Origin of the sequence: Salinicoccus jeotgali (genome assembly GCF_039538805.1) — a bacterium.
GTDB classification, from domain to species: Bacteria; Bacillota; Bacilli; order Staphylococcales; family Salinicoccaceae; genus Salinicoccus; species Salinicoccus jeotgali.
This window is the reverse complement of the sequence record NZ_BAABCK010000070.1, coordinates 62,431-81,808: the sequence shown is the minus strand read 5'-3', so window position 1 is coordinate 81,808 and position 19,378 is coordinate 62,431. Positions and strand designations below refer to the sequence as shown.

The window sequence follows — 19,378 nt, the reverse complement described above, 5'->3', positions numbered from 1 at the left end:
AAAGTAGTGTTTACAGAGAAAGATATGTCGTTGCAGGAAGCACTCCAAAGCATCGAAAAATACATCGATGAAGGATTCTATATCATCACGTCACTTAGCTATGAAGCCAAAGAAGGAGGACCGTTCATCATCGGAGTGTTCGAGTCGCCTGTAGAACGGAGTGTCTTCCAGTCCGCCTATGGTGAGTATGGCGGATACTCAATGCGGAGTCCGGAATTCATCGATTCCCCTTCTAAAATCAAGGGGGACATCGAAGAAATAAGGAATTACATCAAGGACGGACATACATATCAAGTCAACTATACCACCCGATTAAGACGGGACTTCAGAGGGAACGAGCACGCTTTGTTTGAACAATTGACTTCCCGCAACAATGGAGACTACGCTGCTTTTATCCACCATGATGAAGACACGATCGTCAGCTGCTCACCGGAATTGTTCTTTGAAAAGGATGCACATGGCAAAATCAGCGCTCGACCGATGAAAGGGACTTCAAGAAGATATAAAGACCGCCAGGAAGATCAGAAGAGCTATGATTTTCTCAGGCATTCAAAGAAGGACCGCGCTGAGAACGTGATGATTGTCGACCTGCTTCGCAATGATCTGTCAAAGTTGGCGGAAAAAGGTAGTGTCAGGGTGCCTGAACTATTTACAATAGAGCAGTATGAGACGGTCTACCAGATGACTTCGAAGATCGAAGCCCAGCTCACGGAAGGATGCCGTACTGCTGATATCATCGATGCCCTCTTCCCGTGCGGTTCGATCACAGGTGCCCCCAAGCGTTCGACAATCGATATCATCAGCCGTCTCGAGAGCACACCCCGAGGCTACTATTGTGGAGCAATAGGGATCATCTATCCGGATCGAGGCCAAGTGTTCAATGTCCTGATACGTACAATGCATATCAGAGAAGGACAATTTGAATACGGAGCAGGTGGGGGTATTACATATGATTCACTCCCTGTTGCTGAATATGATGAGATTGTTGCGAAAACCGCCTTTTTGGAAGCGGGCAGATACAAATTGATTGAAACGATGCGTTATGAGTCAGGCGAAATAGCGCGGCTAGATTTTCACGAGGCGCGTGTAAATCACTCCAGCAGGAGCCTTGGCTTCAAGCAGCCTGATTTTAAAGAAGCCCTCGCCTCCTATTTGCGGCATCATGCACTAACAGAAGGCACTGTCTTTAAAGTACGGGCACTGATAGATGATAGTGGAGAAACATCGCTCACCCATGAAGAGATGGGGGCCGTGGAGCGCATGCAGGCAAAGATCCACAATGATGCAATCGACAGCCCGGATGATTTCTTGTCCAACAAGACCACCATACGTCACCATTATAAAGGGGCGAGCGATGAATTTCCTCTCGTTTTGTATTATAATAAAAGGCATCAAATCACAGAGTTCAATCTCGGGAACCTGGTTGTGGTGGAAAAGGATGGCTATTTCACTCCTTCAGCCGATACAGGACTGCTTGAAGGGGTCATGCGGACATCTCTCATCAGCGATGGTGTCATATCGGAAAGGGATTATGATTTAGATGAGTTCATTCGGCGATATGAGCAAGGTGAAATTGAAATATATATGATCAATAGCCTAAGGGAATGGGTCGAGGTCAATCTTGATGTTCAGAGGTGAAGGCATGATGGTCCTTTTATGGATGATATTGATAATTGTAATTGTAGTTGGCACACATTTTATTGTGACGTATCTGATTGAAAATAATGTTAAAATAATCGGCGTACTTTTTGCATTTATCGGAGTAACTATAGCGATTCTGCTGGTTCAACTTATCATCAGCGGCATGACGGACTTCGTCGCAGATGAATTAGGAATGTTCTACAAGGATAAATAAAACTTTAGGAGGTGCAACCATGATTTTTTGCAATGGAGATTGCCACATCACCTATCAGAGCGAAAAAGCGCTGGGTGAGACGGTGCGGACACAAGTAGTTCGTTCATTCGAAGATCGGGGGCATGCATATTTGACGAAAGTATCAACGACTGCAAATACGATTACCTTTCAATATTCACCCGTAATCATCATGGAAGCAGAAAATACGATAGAGCCTGGCCACAAAGCCATGATTGAAGCAGAGAAATTTCTCGAAAGGATGGAGATTTCCATATGAGTCTGATTATAAAGGATAGTGGAATGTTGACGTTGCTCCAGACTTTGGACCCCGGACCTTCAGACCAAAATAATCACTATAACGGTGCATGCGACCGTCTGGCGCATAGACTTGCGAACCAGCTTGTGGGGAATCGTGTCGATCAGCCGACGATAGAGATGACGTTACGCCCAGGCACGATAAAGTTCACCGAACCGACTATAATTGCATTCTCCGGAGCGGAATTCATGGCGAAATCAGGTGACCGTAGCATCTACGTCAACCGGATATACCTATTCGATAAAGGGGACGAACTTGTATTCCAAGAAGCAACGCGAGGGAACAGGGTGTATCTTGCAGTAGCAGGTGGAATTAAAGTCGAGGGCTCAAATATCTTGAAATCTGGGGATGAGGTTCTCATGTGCCGTGAATATACACAGCAACATGACGAGCTGTTCAATAAGTTGAAAAGGCATAACGAAGTGAATTGGGGAGTCGACACCTACGCTCTGGTTGAAGTGTATATATCCGATACATACCACCTTGTAAAGCGCCCGGATATTCCTGAATCAGTCTATGAAGCATTAGAAGCAGGCGAGTATACAGTACAATACGAAGAGTATCGGATCACACTCCATCTTGAAGGAAGAAGAATCGATCTGTCCCCTCAAAATATGGAACATGCCGGTATTCGGGGCGGTGTATATATTTCAGAAGAACAACCGCTTCTTGCATTGAACGATTTCGATGCGTCCACTAAAGCAACGCACATAGGGACAATCCCTTCTTATCATCTCCACAAACTTGTACAGAAACGTCCGGGATCCAAAATTCAATTCAAATGCATATCTGCAGAAGATGCCCATGCCAATCTATATGCGCATCACCTTTGGGTGAAAAGCCTGTTCAAGGCGATTGACTATAAATTATCAAAAGAACTGATAAAAGAAAAAATGTAGATCTCTGCCCAGGCTGCAGCCTGGGATTTTTTTCTGCCTTCGGACAAGATAACAGACTTGTTCTACAACAAATGGGATGCAAAATAAGGTATAATGATATATCAGAAATAAGGGTTGCCAACCAAGGCAAAAAGTGGGAATGGTATTATTATGGAAATGGAAAAGACTCTAAAGCAATATTTTGGATTTGAAAACTTCAGGCCTAAGCAAAGGGAAATCATAGAATCCGTAATGCATGGAAACAACACCCTTGGAGTGCTTCCGACTGGCTCAGGAAAATCGATTACTTTCCAGGTGCCAGGGTTGAAGCTCGAAGGATTGACATTGGTCATCTCCCCGTTGATATCTCTTATGCAGGATCAGGTGGAAGCGCTGAGGAGGCAAGGTATTCCGGCTGCCTATCTGAACTCCACCTTGAAAAGGCAAGAAGTGGAACATATAAATGAGGGGCTTGAAGCAGGCGCCTATCAATTTCTATATGTGGCTCCTGAGCGTTTTAATAATGAAGCCTTCAGACAGATGATTACACGCATGGATGTGTCCCTTGTCGCTTTCGATGAAGCGCACTGCATATCCAAATGGGGGCATGACTTCAGACCGAGCTATCAAAACATCATACCCGTATTGAGATCATTGATACCGGATGCTGTAACGATGGGATTGACTGCCACTGCAACAGAAGAAGTACAAACTAACATAAGGGAATTGTTGGAGATTGCTCCCCAGAATGTCTATACGACAAGTGTGGCCCGCAATAATCTGCAACTCAGTGTCAATCCGACCTACCAGCGGGAGCAATTCATCCGTACTTATGTCGAGGCCCATAGCGGTGAGTCGGGTATCATCTATGCAGCAACACGCGCAGAGGTGGAGAAGTTGTCTGGCCATCTCAAAGAATATGGCGTCGACAATATCATCTATCACGGTGGCCTTGCCAAAGATGAAAGAAACCGCAATCAGCAACGGTTCATAGATGGGGAAGTGGATTTGGCGGTAGCAACGAATGCCTTCGGTATGGGAATCGATAAGCCCGACATACGATTCATCATCCACCATAATCTGCCCGGCGATCTGGAGAGCTATTACCAGGAGATTGGGCGTGCCGGAAGAGACGGAGCAGCGAGTGAATGTATACTGCTCTCAAGCCCGCGGGATATCAGTCTGCACCAATTCTTCATAGATCGTTCCAACTCGACAGATCAGTATAAGGATCACATGAGGGCTAAGCTTGATCGCATGATTCAATATAATCGCACAAGCAAATGCCTGAGCAGCTTCATCATCAAATATTTCAATGAAGATGAATATGTGGTCGAATGCGGCCAATGTTCAAACTGCAGAGATAAGGGACGCACATATGACATGACAGCTGAAGCCAAGCTCGTCATGCAGGCTGTGTCACAAAATGCTGTGAGGATGACTAAAGAACAGACTATACAAGTGTTGAGAGGGGAAATGGCAGAAAATGTGATTGCCTTTCAATTAGATGAATCAGCTGCTTTCGGCACCATGGCTCATTATTTGACGAGTGAACTCAATCATATATTGGAAGAGCTCATCTACAGGGGCTATCTCCACGTGGAAGCAGGTGGACTCGAACTTGCTGAAAGGAGCAACATCGTCTTGGAAGGTGAACGCACTCTCTACACTGTGCCTTTCAGGAAACACTTCAATGAAAAAGTCGATATCAGTACCACATCTTCGCCGAATGAACTTCTTTTTGCCAAGCTTGCAGAAACAAGGTATCATCTTGCTGAAAAGCATGGCGTCCGGGAAGAAGATATATTTACCGATAATACGTTGCGGGAGTTTGCCAAAAAAACACCAAAATCCAAGCAGGATATGGTAAATATACATCGAGTGGGCAATTACAAGCTCAAACACTACTGCCCGGATTTTCTTGAGACAATCAACAGCTATAAACGCCAAATGCAGAAGACAAAATAAATAAGCCGGCCAATGGGCCGGCTGTTTCTTGTCATATTTTAGAATGTTTCGGTGGTCTGTTCTTCATGAACATGTAGTAGCTTGCCCCGAAGATGATGATGTAACCGACTATGGAGAGCATATCCGGAACTTCATTGAAGAAGATGATGCTGAAGATTGCAGTGTATAAGATAGTAGAATAGAAGAAAATCGATATTTCACGTGCCGGGGCATAACTGTAGGCGATGGTAAGCCCAAATTGGCCAAGTGCAGCGAATATACCTGCCGATACGAGCAGCCAAAACTGCACAGTGGTCATTGGTTCAAAATTCCATATGAAGAACGGGAGCAGGGCGACCGATGAAAAGAACGAAAAATAAAATACTACAGTGTAGAATTTTTCCCGGCTGCCAAGGACACGCAAAACAGTATAGGCACCTGCAGCAGATAGAGCACCAAGCACAGCAATCAGAGCATATACCGTCTCGCTTGATAGGGAAGGCTTGATAATAAAAATAGCTCCGGCAAAAGCGATAATAATTGAAATCATTTGATATCTGCGTATATATTCCTTCAAGAAGATCGCGCAGAGGATGATGGTGAAGAATGGACTCAGCTTATTGAGTATGTCTGCATCACTAAGCACCATCTTATCGATGGCGAAGAAATTCAGCAGAACACCGAGCAGCCCGAAAGATGATCTGAGGAGTAGAAGCCCTTGGTTCTTTCTATGACCAAAAAGTTTTTCTTTGTAGTACAATGCAAAGGGCAAGGCGACGAGCATCGCCACAAAGTTTCTGAAAAAGGCTTTTTGGACGGTAGGCAAATCACCGCTATATTTTACAAAAAGGGCCATCAGACTGAATCCAAGTGAAGAAATAAGCAAGGCGATGATGCCTTTTATGGTATTGTTCATTATTATGCCAACTCCATCTTTATATTTTATTTCAATGTTTTACAATCTGGAATTTTACACAAAAAAATTTAGAAGAATTTCCGATATAGTATAACATACTTATGATGCGCCTTTGGAGTCATTAAAGTGATTTTATGCGCAATGAAATTCCTTTTAATGCCATTGTAAATTAAATGCCAATATGGCATCATAGGGTATGCGATACGTATATATTGTGTACTCAATTCTAATTGGGCGCAATATATAGTGTTTAACTTAAACACTAAACGTGTAAAATCATAACAACATGAACTAAATGAAGGCGAACTTATGTTCGTTGTATTTATTTTATGATAGCATGAAAAGGAGGGGTGGCATGATCATTGCATTCTATTCGATGACCGGAAACGTCAGGCGCTTCATTAACGGTTCTGGAATTGCTGAAGACTACGATACTTATGAGATACGTGCTTCAAACAAAAATGAACGCATACATGAGCCATTTATATTGGTAACCAGCACCTATGGTTTCGGTGGCGTGCCGAATGAGGTGAAAGCCTTCCTTGAAGTCAACAACGACCTTATGAGGGCAGTCGCATCCAGCGGCAACCGCAACTGGGGTGAAAATTTTGCACGTGCAGGTGAAGACATAAGTGAAAATTACAATGTTCCCTTGCTGATGAAGTTTGAACTGCACGGAAACCAAAAAGATAGGGAAGAATTCTTTGGAAAGGCAGGAGCTATATATGAAAGTTATGGACGATCAGAAATTCAATCATATTGAGTTGAACAACGAAGTGACAAAGCGCGATGAAACGGGCTTTTACCAATTGCACAAGGACCAGGAAGCACTTGAAGTGTTTATGGAGGAAGTGAAGGTTAACACCATTCATTTCGATTCTGAATTGGAACGGATGCATTATTTGGTGGACAATGACTTCTACTACGATCTATTCCAGGAGTACACAGATGAAGATGTACTTGAAATCGTAGCATACGCAGACAATATTCCATTCAAGTTTAAAAGCTATATGGCTGCCAGCAAATTTTTCAAAGACTATACAATGAAGACAAATGATAAGAAATATTATCTTGAAGATTATAAGCAACATGTGGTGATCGTCAGCCTCTACTTGGCGAAAGGAGATAAGGAGCGTGCAAAACGTTTCATCCTCTCGATGATCGAACAGCGCTATCAACCGGCAACGCCGACCTTCCTGAACGCAGGACGTGCTAGACGTGGAGAGATGGTTTCGTGCTTCCTGCTTGAAGTCGACGATAGCCTGAACTCAATCAACTATATCGATTCAACGGCAAAACAGCTATCTAAAATAGGGGGCGGGGTTGCGATTAACCTCTCCAAACTCCGGGCACGCGGCGAAGCGATCAAAGGCATCGAAGGCGTAGCTAAAGGGGTGCTCCCAGTAGCTAAATCACTGGAGAATGGATTTGGCTATGCAGACCAGTTGGGACAAAGACCTGGTGCAGGCGCCGTCTATCTCAACATCTTCCATTATGATCTTCCTGAATTCCTGGACACGAAAAAGGTGAACGCCGATGAAGATCTGCGTTTGGCCACGATTTCAACAGGCCTTGTCATCCCATCCAAGTTCTTTGATCTAGCCCAGGACAACCAGCCGTTTTATCTGTTCGCGCCTCATACGGTAGAGCGTGAGTACGGCCAGTCATTGGACGACATGAATCTTGATGAGATGTATGAGGACCTGGTGGCTAACGACAACGTCAAAAAACGCAAACTCGATGCCCGCGACATGCTCAATACAATCGCACAGACACAACTCCAGTCGGGTTATCCATACATCATGTTCAAAGATAATGCCAACAAAGTGCACCCGCTTAAGGATGTCGGACAGATAAAGATCAGTAACCTATGCACTGAGATTTTCCAGCTGCAGGAAACGTCTACAATCAATGATTATGGTACAGATGATGAGATACGCAGAGATATATCATGTAACCTAGGCTCCTTGAACATCGCCAATGTGATGGAGTCCGGAAAAGTACGGGATTCAGTCCATGATGGCATTGAAGCACTGACCGTAGTGAGTGACTCTACAGCCATCGCCAATGCGCCAGGTGTCAAAAAGGCGAATGATGAATTGCATTCCGTTGGTCTTGGAGCAATGAACCTACATGGCTACCTCGCTAAAAACAAGATCAATTATGAATCTGCGGAAGCAAGGGATTTTGCGAATGTCTTCTTCATGCTGCTTAACTTCTATTCCCTTGAAAAATCGATGATGATTGCGAAGGAACGCAAAAAGACATTCAAAGGTTTCGAAAAATCCGAGTATGCGAACGGTGCCTACTTCGAACGCTACATCAACGATGTTGTGGAACCTGAATTCGATAAAGTGGCAGAACTTTTCACTGATATCCATATCCCGACGCAACAGGATTGGGCGGCGCTCCGCGATGAGGTTGTAGAACACGGTCTATTCCATGCCTATCGTCTCGCGATTGCCCCGACCCAGAGCATTTCATATGTCCAGAATGCAACGAGTTCGGTCATGCCGATTGTAGATTCAATCGAGCGCCGTACCTACGGTAATTCTGAAACATTCTATCCGATGCCATTCCTGTCTCCGGAAACCATGTGGTACTACAAGAGTGCATTCAATACCGACCAGATGAAGCTGATCGACATGATTGCTACAATCCAACAGCATATCGACCAGGGCATCAGTACGATCCTATATGTAAACTCAGACATTTCGACTAGAGAATTGGCCAGACTTTATATATACGCACACCATAAAGGCTTGAAATCCCTGTACTATACAAGGAATAAACTACTCAGTGTCGAAGAGTGTACAAGCTGTTCAATATAAGAGAGCAAGGACAAAGGAGTCATTAAAATGATCGCAGTTAACTGGAACAAAGAAGATGACATGACCAATGTGTTTTGGCGACAGAATATATCCCAGATGTGGGTGGAGTCGGAGTTTAAAGTCTCAAAAGATTTGGCTTCATGGGCAGGAATGTCGGAAGATGAAAAAGATACATTCAAAAAGGTGTTGGCAGGCCTGACCGGACTCGATACCCATCAAGCTGATGATGGCATGCCCCTCATCATGCTTCATACTGATGATCTCCGTAAAAAAGCGGTATATTCTTTCATGGGTATGATGGAGCAGATTCATGCGAAATCCTACTCCCATATATTTTCAACGCTACTTCCTTCAAAAGAGACGAATGTGCTCCTTGATGAATGGGTGCTTGAAAATGAACATCTTAAGCTCAAGGCAGATAAAATAGTAGGTTACTACCATAAATTATTCAACAGCGAAGCCTCTGTCTACGACCAGTATATGGCGCGCGTCGCGAGCGTATTCCTGGAATCGTTCCTATTCTATTCCGGCTTCTATTATCCATTGTATCTTGCCGGACAGGGACGTATGACGACAAGTGGGGAAATCATCAGGAAGATTTTGCTGGATGAATCCATCCACGGCGTATTCACTGGTCTGGATGCCCAATCCATGAAAGGGGATATGTCTGCAGAAGAGCAGGAGCGTGCTGATAAAGAAATGTACGAAATGCTCAAAGAACTCTATGCAAACGAAGAAGCCTATACAAAAGCACTGTACGATAAAATTGGCCTGACTGAAGATGTGCTGAATTATATCCAATATAATGCCAATAAGGCACTCGCCAATCTAGGGTTCGAACCCTACTTCGAAGAGAAGGCTTTCAACCCGATTATAGAGAACGCACTGGATACCACGACCAAAAACCATGACTTCTTCAGTGTCAAAGGTGATGGCTATGTGATTGCGCTTAATGTTGAGCCAATTCAGGATGAAGATTTTATATTTGATGATGTGAAATGAAAATATCCTAAATAAAATTGAAATGATCCATAAGAAAGCGGCTCGGAGATTCCAATAGATCTCCGAGCCGCCTTTTTGTTTGACCGAGGGAATCGTGAAGCGGAAATATCTAGTCTTCCGGCTTCTCTTTGACCTCTTCACCATTTTTCCCTTCATATCTCAAGCCCCATCCTGTTATTGCTGCAAAAAGCATAATGAGGAAAAGGAACCATCCTTGGAACACGAATGGAAACACTGCTGTTGGTTCAACAATAGGCAACCAATCATATGATTGGTTCTTTATTGTCTGTATCGTTGACCATCCCAATAGGACGGGCGCGCCCCACGGGAAAATATACCCTAAAGCTGAAGTCACTGCATCCAGCATATTCGCCCTGCGGTAACGGTGGATTTTATACTTCTCACCGATCTCCCTTACGAATGGGGCAGCAGCAATTTCAGCTGCAGTATTGATCGTTATTGAGCTGTTCAGTATGGAAACTATCGCCCATATGGAAAGTTCTGCTCTACGGACGGAATTCTTGATCCATTTGACCAGACCGTCAGTTATGGCTGCCATTGTTCCGCCGAGTCTCATCAGATGCGCTGCACCAACTATAAGCAGGATAAGTATGGCCATGTTAAAATATCCAGTCAACCCTGAAACTAGCGCTCCTTCAACGACTGTGTCTGACTCCGAATTAAAGCTTAAAATATCTCCCGGTGACCCAGGGGCTATTGTAAAGACCAGCAGAATGGCTGATAAGATCCCCCACGTGAGAGACGTTAAAAGATGTTGACCGGATAAGGCGAGTATAAGTACAAGGGCAAAAGGTATCAGCATGATCAGGCCATCCGGCGTGACGGATTCCAATATGGAGGCAGTTGAAACTTGTTCAGATGTAGAAGCACCTCCGCCGCCGAAGATGGCAAACAGTATTACGGCAGGAATCGCTGCAGCAATCGAATATTTGAAGCGACTGCGGACAACCCCGGGTACATCCGCATTCTGTGTAGTTGCAGAAACAATTGTCGTATCGGATACCGGTGCGAGGTTATCACCGAATACTGCTCCAGCCAGAATGGCCGCGAACATGAATGTCGGATCTGCCCCGACAGCAACGCCAGCGGGATACATCAGTGTACAGAAAGCAACAGTTGTACCGTATCCAGTACCGACGGCAGTCGAGAAAGTTGCTGCCAACAAGAAGGTGAGGGCGACAAAGAGCCCGCCTTCGACACCTGTCACAGAACCAATCCACACCAAACCTTCAACCAGGCCGCCGACCTGCAGCACTTGGGCGAACATGCCAGCATAGAACCAGGCCACCATCGCAATCAGGCCTACCGGTTGTGCCAGACCATCAAACAATCCTTGGGCATAGTCTTCCCATTTGCTTTTGCACAGGAGCAATCCCAGGGTCACTCCAATTACTGCTCCCAGTACAAGTGCCACTTCTGATGATAATTGCATTACACTGATCGTTATTGCCCACACTACAAAAAACAATAAAGGGACTGCTGCACCGAATGGTCCCAGACGGAAATCCAGTTTCTTTACAGTCCTTTCTCCAGTTGCACGATCCAATTCTTCGTTATCGGTCAATTTTCTCCCTCCCCATAATTAAATCGACACGATTATTTAATGTCGATTATTACCACCATAGTAACATATAATCAGAAAACAGATAATATTCAAATAATAAACGATATAAAAACAATACATTCTGTAATGCGGCTTGACAAAAACTATGTGTGTCATATGATGGTAGTAGAGTTTTTCAACTGAATACAAGCATTCTTTCGGGGCAGGGTGAAATTCCCAACCGGCGGTGAGAGCCCGCGACCTGCATCTATAATTGATGTGGCTGATTCAGTGGAAATCTGAAGCCGACAGTGAAAGTCTGGATGGGAGAGAGAATTGTGGAACATACTGATTAAAGTATGCTTATTTGGCATACCTTAAAATGAGGCATCGATTATGCGCGTCAGCAAACATGCGCACATCCGGATGCTTGCTTCTGCATACAATCCTTTAAGCGCCGATGAATCCATTCATCGGCGTTTTTATATTGAGGAGGTAGAAATTGAATCATTATATGAAAATGGCGCTACAACTTGCCCAAATGACCTCAGGCCAGACTGGAACCAACCCGGCTGTCGGTGCAGTTATAGTGAAGGATGGAAAAATAATCGGCATGGGAGCACACTTGGGATACGGCGAACCTCATGCTGAGCGTCAGGCGCTGGCAGCATGCAATACAGACCCTGCAGGTTCAGACATGTATGTAACGCTGGAACCGTGTTCACATCATGGTAAAACTCCGCCTTGTACAGAGGCGATAATCGCGGCAGGCATAAAAAAAGTGTACTATGCTGCGAAGGATGAGAATGTGGAGGTAAGAGGACATGAAGTATTGGATGCGACCGGTGTTCAAGTCGCTCATCAACAGGAAACCGAGATAGATAGCTTCTACCATCCTTTCTTTACGCATTTGAAGAGGAAGTATCCTGTAATCACATTGAAATGCGCCATGAGCCTGGACGGTAAGCTTGCCCTCTGTGATGGCACAAGCAAGTGGATAACGGGAGAGGCCGCAAGGTATGATGCCCATGAAGAAAGGCATGTCCACGACGGCATACTAGTGGGCGGCACGACTCTGCTTAGGGATAATCCACGACTTACAGCCCGGGTATACGGGGGAGGGAACAGTCCTGTACCGATCATTCTGCTTGGTGACGGGATGCTGCATGATCATCTGCATATATTCGATCATGATAGCCGGCCGATCATTTTTACGACGAATGAAATGAATATGAAATACAGCGACCGATGCGATCTCAGAGTGGGGGAGAGACCACTTGAGGAAGTGTTGAAAGTATTGTACGAAGAAGGGATATCCACCCTTTTCATAGAAGGTGGTGCGAGCACCCTCACCTCTTTTATAGAACAAGAATTATACGACAGGATCATCTTATATATTGCCCCGAAATTGTTTGGTGAATCCGGTTATGGGTTGTATCAATCACAGGTTCCAAAAATGGAATCTGTTGTGCAACTGGACCTGGAAAAAGTTGAAAGCCTCGAATCTGATCTTAAATTGACTTATAGAAAGGCTTGAGGATATGTTTACAGGAATAATTGAACAAGTGTGCAAAGTGGAAGAAGTCGAAGATACAGGACAGCATACCCGACTGATGATAGAGAAAGGCATGTTTGATGATTTGAAAATCGGTGACTCCATCAGCATTGATGGTGTCTGTCTGACTGTAACCCATCTGGATGATGAATGTTTCACAGTCGAAATGATCAACAAGACCAAAAAGATTACAAATCTCGGCCCGATAAAACCAGGTACCATGGTGAATCTGGAGCGGGCATTGACCATGAGCACGAGACTCGGTGGACACTTTGTCTCGGGCCATGTTGATGGTGTCGGCAAGGTGATGCATAAAGAAACTGATGGCAGCGCGGTTAATATGCATATTCAATGTCCTGGGAAGCTGATGAAATATATATTGGATCGAGGGTCGATTACAATAGATGGCATCAGTCTGACATTATTTGGAGTGCGGCCCGACCGTTCCGAAGTCATCATCAGCCTGATACCTGAAACACAATCCAGTACGACACTTGGAAGCAAAGCGCCGGGTAGTGCCGTCAATATAGAGGCAGATATGCTGATGAAGCATGTGGAGCATCTATTATCTTGGGGCACTTTAGAGGCAGGAGAGGCGACGAGAAAGGAGGTGCCCCATGTTTGATTCGATTGAAGCGGCTTTACAGGACCTTAAGGCTGGGAAACTGATCATCGCAGTAGACGACGAGAATCGGGAAAATGAAGGGGACCTCATAGGCATTGCAGAATTCATCAGCGAGGCTGAAGTGAATTTCATGGCCACTCACGGACGCGGACTGATATGTGCGCCGATTTCAGCTGACATTGCTGAGGAAGCAGGACTCTCCTTGATGATTGAGGACAGCAGTGATCCTTATAAAACTGCATTTACGGCGTCCATCGACCACAAATCATCTACAACTGGAATCAGTGCATATGAACGATTCAGAACAATCCGGGCCCTGACCGATAAAACTGTCGACTCAACCGAATTCAATAAGCCGGGCCACGTCTTTCCACTTATAGCGAAAGGAGGGGGTGTCCGGGAGCGCATGGGACATACGGAAGCCTCTGTAGAACTTGCACGCCTTACAGGCGCCTCCCAAGTCGGCATCATATGTGAAATCATGAATGAAGATGGTACGATGGCACGCGTTGACGACCTAGTTGAATATAAAAGGAAACATGGCCTCAAGATGATTACAATTGAGGCATTGAGGAAGCATGTTGAAAATAAGGGTGCGGTCACTCTGGAGACGACCATAAATATGCCTACCGAATACGGTACGTTTAAAGTTTACGGTTTTATCGATAAAGGGACCGGACAGGAACATCTTGCTCTGGTACATGGAAATGTAGGCAATAAGACCAATGTCAGAATCCATTCGGAATGCCTGACCGGTGACGTTTTCCGTAGCCTTCGCTGTGATTGCGGTGCGCAGCTCGAAAAGGCCATGAATATCATGAGCCGTGAAGATGGCGTCATATTATATATGAGACAAGAAGGTCGGGGCATTGGTCTGATCAATAAGATGAGGGCCTATGAATTGATAGAAGATGGTTATGACACAGTCAGTGCGAATGAGCATCTTGGTTTCGATGCGGATCTGCGCACATATGATGCAGCTGCAGAAATGCTGCGACAATTGGGCATCGACCATGTCACTTTATTCAGCAACAATCCAAGCAAGATAAAGGGGCTTGAGGCTGAAGGGATAAAAGTACAGCACAAAAGCCATATCGTTGAATCGAATCTAATCAACCAGGATTACTTGAAGACCAAAAAAACGAAGCTTGGACATATGCTTTAGGAGGAAATGATAATGAATAAAATAGAAGCTAATATGATAGGGACTGATCTGAAAATCGGGATTGTCGCGGGACGGTTCAATGATTTCATCACTTCCAACCTCGTTACCGGTGCCGAAGGTGCTCTGCTCAGCCATGGCATCAAATCTGAAGACATCGAACTGTTTCATGTGCCGGGGGCTTTCGAAATCCCGCTCATCGCCAAGACCCTGGCCGACTCGGGGAAATATGATGCGATTGTAGCATTGGGATGTGTAATCCGAGGAAGCACCACCCATTATGACTATGTATGTAATGAAGCGGCCAAAGGCATTTCAAACGCTTCTATATCCTCAGGTGTCCCAGTCATGTTCGGGCTGCTTACTACAGAAACGATTGAGCAGGCAGTGGAGAGGGCCGGTACAAAAGCAGGCAATAAAGGAACCGACGCAGCACTCGGCGCAATTGAGATGGCTAACTTGATGAAGAAGATAATATAATCATTCCACAGACTTCCTGAGTGGGCCGATATATTTCAGATAACGTTCATATTTATGTGCGCTAGAGCGCTTCTTTCCATGGTACTCTGTAAAATACGTACTAATAAGGAGATGTAGCGAATGAATTTGAAAGTAGGTTTTTTCACGGTATTAACTTCAGGGGTTCTGTTGCTTTCCGCCTGTGGGGGCGGCGAAGATGACGATCATGAAATGAGCCATGAAAATTCAAATGGTGATGAAATTAAATCACTGGAAGCCAGTTTGGAAGTGCCTGGAACGGTGGAAGCTGGTGAAACGGCTGAATTTATCGCGCATGTCACTTCCAATGATGAAAATGTGACAGATGCCGATAAGGTTGTATTTGAAGTCAAAAAAGATGAGGAAAGCATAGAGAAGATTGAAGCGGAACATTCAGAAGCAGGTGCATATACGATTGACTATACTTTTGATGAGCCAGGAGACTATGTAGTCATATCGCACGTCGACGCGTTCAGTCTTCATACGATGCCGCAGGAGGAAGTGACGGTGGAATAGACCGTCTGAGGTGCCATCCTTCAGTTTGTAAAGCAGCCATTTAAGGTTTACAATAGAGATAGCATTTATCTAGATATGGCGCTTTAATCAGGAGGAAAAGATGAATTTGAAAGAGAAGACTTATGTAGTGTCGGATGCTGCTACTCCCTTAGGCAGGGAACTGTCGATGCATCTTGCGCAAGAGGGGGCCAACGTCATTTTGGCGGGGGTGGATTACGCTGAGTTGGAAAATCTTTTTGAAGGTCTAAAGCAAAGTTCTGAGGGCACGCACAAAGTGGTGTTTTTGGAACAGGCGAAAGAGATAGATTGGGTAGCGACGGTCGAGGAGATCCAACAGGATTACAATACATTAAATGGCATCGTATTGGTTCATAGGATCTTTACGGAAAACCGTTCCGTCTATGATGTATCATTCGATGAATTCAACCAGGTAATGTATGAGCATGTATGGGGGACTTATCTCGGCATCCGTACATTACGGCCGATGCTGAAGGACGAGAGTGACGCGAAGATCATCAATGTGATTGAACCGTCATTTGAAGATGTCTTCGAAAGGAACCTCTACTACACAGTTACAGGCGCAATCGAGGCATTGACACATTCTACCGCCGCCGAACTGCGGAGGGAAGACGTGGATGTGTACGCCTTAAGCTACAGACCTTCCATCCGCTATGAAGAATCAGGGGGGCGCTCTTATCACGAAGCGCTCAGCACAATAATGGCCATCCTATACGGGGAAGAGAACATACCGAATGGAGAAACTATTATAATCAATTAAACAACCGGATACCATCTGATGCCAATCGGGTGGTTTTTTTATTATATTGGATTTTGAATGCTTGAAATTGAAGCATTGACGTGTATAATTGAACATGTGGTTATCGCTGATAATCATTATCAATTAAGGTGGATTAAAATGATATATAAACTGTTCAGGCTAGACATCATGATTATATTATTGATAGTACTTTCGATTGTCTCGATGTTTGTCGGGGTGGTTGAACTTTCTCCGGGAGATCTGTTTGATTTGACGGACAACCAGAAGAATATCATTATGGAAAGCCGCTTGCCGAGAACAGTTGCGATTATCATTTCCGGTGCATCACTCAGTGTTTCCGGCTTGATTATGCAGCAATTGACACGCAATAAGTTCGTTTCTCCAACGACGGCTGGTACTATGGACTGGGCACGTCTCGGTATATTATTGGCTCTGATGTTCTTTCCGACTGCCAGTCTGCTCGTCAAACTGATTTTCGCATCGGCACTCAGTCTTTTGGGGACGATGCTTTTCATGCAGATTATTCAACGCGTCCAATTTAAAGATGTGGTATTTGTTCCATTAATTGGTCTGATGTTGGGTAATGTTGTCGCCAGTGTAGCGACATTCCTGAGCTTGAGGACGAATTCGATTCAGTCATTATCGAGCTGGCTGCAAGGTGATTTTTCCATAATCATTTCCGGACGATACGAAGTATTATACATAAGCATTCCTTTTCTCATCATTGCATTGTATTATGCGAATCAATTTACAATTGCGGGGATGGGTCGCGACTTTTCAAAAAACCTTGGGCTCAATTATCAACGCGTGATGAATATTGGCTTGCTTATTACCGCTGTAATCACAGCATTAGTGGTGGTCACAGTGGGCATGTTACCATTCCTCGGCCTGATTATCCCGAACATCATTTCACTATTTCGGGGTGATCATCTGAAGAACACAATTTTTCTGACTGCTGTGCTTGGAGCCGTTTTTGTCATGATATGTGACATTCTTGGACGCATCATCATCTTCCCGTATGAAATTTCCATCGGCTTGATGATTGGTGTCATAGGAAGCTTCATCTTCCTGATTATGGTCTTCAGGAGGGTGAGATCCAATGCATGATAAAAAGAACAACAGGCTACTCATCATTTTTGTAGCTGCAACACTCATCATTGCAGGGCTCTACACATTCTATCAGTTGAACTTCGATATACTCTATTATCAATTGCCGTCACGTCTAAACCGTGTGGCTACCATGATCATTGTGGGTATAGCGATTGCCCTATCAACAGTCATCTTTCAGACTATCACGAAAAACCGTATCCTGACTCCATCGATAATGGGGCTCGATTCCGTCTATTTATTTATACAGACGGTAATAGTGTTTGTCGCAGGCGCACGTTCTCCTCTGATTACGAACGACAACGTGAATTATCTGGTCAGCATGATCGGGTTGGTGATCTTTACTGTATTCGTCTTCAAGTACCTGTTCAAGATGACAGGGAACCATGTATTCCTGCTGCTGCTAATCGGAATCATCCTGGGTACATTCTTCAGCAGCCTGTCGACATTCATGCAGATGCTCATCAATCCGGATGACTTCCTCGTATTGCAGAGCTCAATGTTTGCCTCATTCAATGCAATCAATGAACAGCTGCTCTGGATTACCGGTGCCATCGTGCTGATCATGCTTCTTATAGTACTGAAGGACTTCCATTCACTTGATGTCATCACACTGGGCCGTGATCATGCAATAAACCTGGGTGTGAACTATGATAGGAAGGTGTCCCAGCTGCTTCTCATCATTGCGGTATTGGTCTCGGTATCTACCGCACTGGTTGGTCCTATAATGTTCCTTGGTTTGCTTGTCGTAAACCTGGCCCACGAGGTGTTCAAGACATATAAACACCGTTATCTGCTTATCGGCAGTTCACTCATTGCAGTGATTACACTGCTGGTCGGACAGATTTTGACACAGTATGTATTCAACCAGGCAGTCGAGATCAGCGTAATCATAAATCTTGTAGGTGGCGTATATTTCATCATATTAATGCTTAAGGAGAGTCGAAGATGATCGATCTTAAAGGTATTTCCAAATTCTATGGCCAGAAAAAAGTAGTCAATGACGTATCTGTTTCAATTGCCAAGGGTAAAGTGACCTCTTTCATAGGCCCCAACGGTGCAGGTAAGAGTACAGTATTGTCCATGGTCACACGTCTTTTGAACCATGATAGTGGAGAAGTTCTCCTGGAAGGTAAAAACATACTCAATGCTCCGAGCGATTCCCTAGCGAAGAAGATTGCAATTCTAAAGCAGTCCAATAATATGGACTTGAAGATTACTGTCAGGGAACTGATTTCTTTCGGTCGTTTCCCTTATTCCAAAGGTCGTCTCACGCAAAAAGATAATGAAATCATAGATGAAGCCGTCAGCTATATGGAATTGGAAGACTTTGAAGATCGTTATATCGATGAGCTGTCCGGCGGACAGAGGCAACGCGTATACATTGCCATGACGATTGCCCAAGATACGGAATATATATTCCTTGATGAACCCCTCAATAACCTTGATATGAAGCATTCTGTGCAGATAATGCAGATTTTAAGGCGATTGGTGCGTGAGCGCAACAAGACGATAATCATAGTAATACATGATATAAACTTTGCCTCATGCTATTCAGATAACATTGTTGCAATGAAAGATGGCAAAATCGCAGTCAGTGGTAAAAAAGATGATGTCATCAGAAAAGAGGTTCTAGAAGACATCTATGAGATGGATATCAATATAGAATGCATCTATGGACAGCAGATATGCGTCTATTTCGATGAGCATGAGAATGCGACTGTAGATGATTTCATCGAGGACCAGGCACGTGCCTAATACGAACATAGACATTAAGGGAGGTGATGGGTTCTTACCGGATATATGGATGTTTTTAGTGGGGGCTAAA

General features: G+C 44.5%; 19 protein-coding genes and 1 riboswitch. Of the genes, 17 read left to right on the top strand and 2 right to left on the bottom strand.

Annotated elements, in window-relative coordinates; genetic code table 11:
* Nucleotides 1–24: 24 nt before the first annotated feature.
* The 5 genes from ABD734_RS11810 (at nt 25) to recQ (ending at nt 5,017) form a co-directional block, all read left to right on the top strand.
* Nucleotides 25–1,638 (top strand): chorismate-binding protein, encoded by a 1,614-nt coding sequence (locus ABD734_RS11810; RefSeq protein ID WP_344704572.1) that lies wholly within the window; start codon nt 25–27, stop codon nt 1,636–1,638.
* Nucleotides 1,625–1,855, top strand: a complete 231-nt coding sequence (locus ABD734_RS11805; RefSeq protein WP_344704570.1) for a hypothetical protein — start codon at nt 1,625–1,627, stop codon at nt 1,853–1,855. The genes ABD734_RS11810 and ABD734_RS11805 overlap by 14 nt, the downstream gene beginning before the upstream one ends.
* A 19-nt stretch (nt 1,856–1,874) precedes the next feature.
* Nucleotides 1,875–2,132 (top strand): hypothetical protein, encoded by a 258-nt coding sequence (locus tag ABD734_RS11800; protein ID WP_344704568.1) that lies wholly within the window; start codon nt 1,875–1,877, stop codon nt 2,130–2,132.
* Entirely contained in the window at nt 2,129–3,070 is a 942-nt protein-coding gene (locus ABD734_RS11795) for a 5-oxoprolinase subunit C family protein (RefSeq protein WP_344704566.1), read from the top strand. Before ABD734_RS11800 ends, ABD734_RS11795 begins: the two co-directional genes overlap by 4 nt.
* 156 nt (nt 3,071–3,226) lie before the next feature.
* Complete coding sequence (recQ, locus tag ABD734_RS11790; RefSeq protein WP_344704659.1) at nt 3,227–5,017, top strand: DNA helicase RecQ; 1,791 nt, start codon at nt 3,227–3,229, stop codon at nt 5,015–5,017.
* Nucleotides 5,018–5,048: 31 nt separating this feature from the next.
* Here the strand turns inward: recQ and ABD734_RS11785 are convergent, their stop codons facing one another.
* Entirely contained in the window at nt 5,049–5,912 is an 864-nt protein-coding gene (locus tag ABD734_RS11785; protein ID WP_344704564.1) for a DMT family transporter, read from the bottom strand.
* Nucleotides 5,913–6,267: 355 nt separating this feature from the next.
* On the opposite strand from ABD734_RS11785, the gene nrdI reads away from it, so the two are divergent.
* Genes nrdI through nrdF form a run of 3 tightly spaced genes read left to right on the top strand, consistent with a single transcriptional unit; the run spans nt 6,268 to nt 9,745 of the window.
* A complete protein-coding gene (gene nrdI, locus ABD734_RS11780; protein ID WP_344704562.1) occupies nt 6,268–6,675 on the top strand; it encodes a class Ib ribonucleoside-diphosphate reductase assembly flavoprotein NrdI in 408 nt (135 codons plus the stop codon).
* Nucleotides 6,638–8,743, top strand: a complete 2,106-nt coding sequence (nrdE, locus tag ABD734_RS11775; protein ID WP_344704560.1) for a class 1b ribonucleoside-diphosphate reductase subunit alpha — start codon at nt 6,638–6,640, stop codon at nt 8,741–8,743. Before nrdI ends, nrdE begins: the two co-directional genes overlap by 38 nt.
* A gap of 27 nt (nt 8,744–8,770) precedes the next feature.
* On the top strand, nt 8,771–9,745 hold the full coding sequence (nrdF, locus tag ABD734_RS11770; RefSeq protein WP_344704558.1) for a class 1b ribonucleoside-diphosphate reductase subunit beta: 975 nt from the start codon (nt 8,771–8,773) through the stop codon (nt 9,743–9,745).
* Nucleotides 9,746–9,854: 109 nt separating this feature from the next.
* Here the strand turns inward: nrdF and ABD734_RS11765 are convergent, their stop codons facing one another.
* Nucleotides 9,855–11,330 carry a Na+/H+ antiporter NhaC family protein gene (locus tag ABD734_RS11765; protein WP_344704556.1) on the bottom strand — a complete coding sequence of 492 codons (1,476 nt, stop codon included), beginning with the start codon at nt 11,328–11,330 and terminating at the stop codon, nt 9,855–9,857.
* A 189-nt stretch (nt 11,331–11,519) separates the two neighbouring features.
* A riboswitch (FMN riboswitch) is annotated at nt 11,520–11,648 on the top strand.
* A 163-nt stretch (nt 11,649–11,811) separates the two neighbouring features.
* Between ABD734_RS11765 and ribD the strand changes: the two genes are divergently transcribed.
* The 9 genes from ribD to ABD734_RS11720 all read left to right on the top strand — a co-directional run bounded on the left by ribD (nt 11,812) and on the right by ABD734_RS11720 (nt 19,308).
* The gene (ribD, locus tag ABD734_RS11760) at nt 11,812–12,846 is read left to right on the top strand and encodes a bifunctional diaminohydroxyphosphoribosylaminopyrimidine deaminase/5-amino-6-(5-phosphoribosylamino)uracil reductase RibD (protein WP_344704554.1); all 1,035 of its coding nucleotides are present in this window, start codon (nt 11,812–11,814) and stop codon (nt 12,844–12,846) included.
* Nucleotides 12,847–12,850: 4 nt separating this feature from the next.
* The gene (locus tag ABD734_RS11755) at nt 12,851–13,489 is read left to right on the top strand and encodes a riboflavin synthase (protein WP_344704552.1); all 639 of its coding nucleotides are present in this window, start codon (nt 12,851–12,853) and stop codon (nt 13,487–13,489) included.
* Entirely contained in the window at nt 13,482–14,654 is a 1,173-nt protein-coding gene (gene ribB / locus ABD734_RS11750; protein ID WP_344704550.1) for a 3,4-dihydroxy-2-butanone-4-phosphate synthase, read from the top strand. Before ABD734_RS11755 ends, ribB begins: the two co-directional genes overlap by 8 nt.
* Before the next feature lie 12 nt (nt 14,655–14,666).
* Entirely contained in the window at nt 14,667–15,131 is a 465-nt protein-coding gene (gene ribH, locus ABD734_RS11745) for a 6,7-dimethyl-8-ribityllumazine synthase (protein WP_344704548.1), read from the top strand.
* A 120-nt stretch (nt 15,132–15,251) separates the two neighbouring features.
* Nucleotides 15,252–15,665: a FixH family protein gene (locus ABD734_RS11740; protein WP_344704546.1), complete on the top strand. Its 414-nt coding sequence runs from the start codon at nt 15,252–15,254 to the stop codon at nt 15,663–15,665.
* A 100-nt stretch (nt 15,666–15,765) separates the two neighbouring features.
* Nucleotides 15,766–16,443 (top strand): SDR family oxidoreductase, encoded by a 678-nt coding sequence (locus tag ABD734_RS11735; RefSeq protein ID WP_344704544.1) that lies wholly within the window; start codon nt 15,766–15,768, stop codon nt 16,441–16,443.
* 138 nt (nt 16,444–16,581) lie between these two features.
* Nucleotides 16,582–17,550: an ABC transporter permease gene (locus ABD734_RS11730; RefSeq protein ID WP_344704542.1), complete on the top strand. Its 969-nt coding sequence runs from the start codon at nt 16,582–16,584 to the stop codon at nt 17,548–17,550.
* Nucleotides 17,543–18,502: an iron chelate uptake ABC transporter family permease subunit gene (locus ABD734_RS11725; protein ID WP_344704540.1), complete on the top strand. Its 960-nt coding sequence runs from the start codon at nt 17,543–17,545 to the stop codon at nt 18,500–18,502. The genes ABD734_RS11730 and ABD734_RS11725 overlap by 8 nt, the downstream gene beginning before the upstream one ends.
* Entirely contained in the window at nt 18,499–19,308 is an 810-nt protein-coding gene (locus tag ABD734_RS11720) for an iron ABC transporter ATP-binding protein (protein WP_344704538.1), read from the top strand. The genes ABD734_RS11725 and ABD734_RS11720 overlap by 4 nt, the downstream gene beginning before the upstream one ends.
* Nucleotides 19,309–19,378 lie beyond the last annotated feature (70 nt).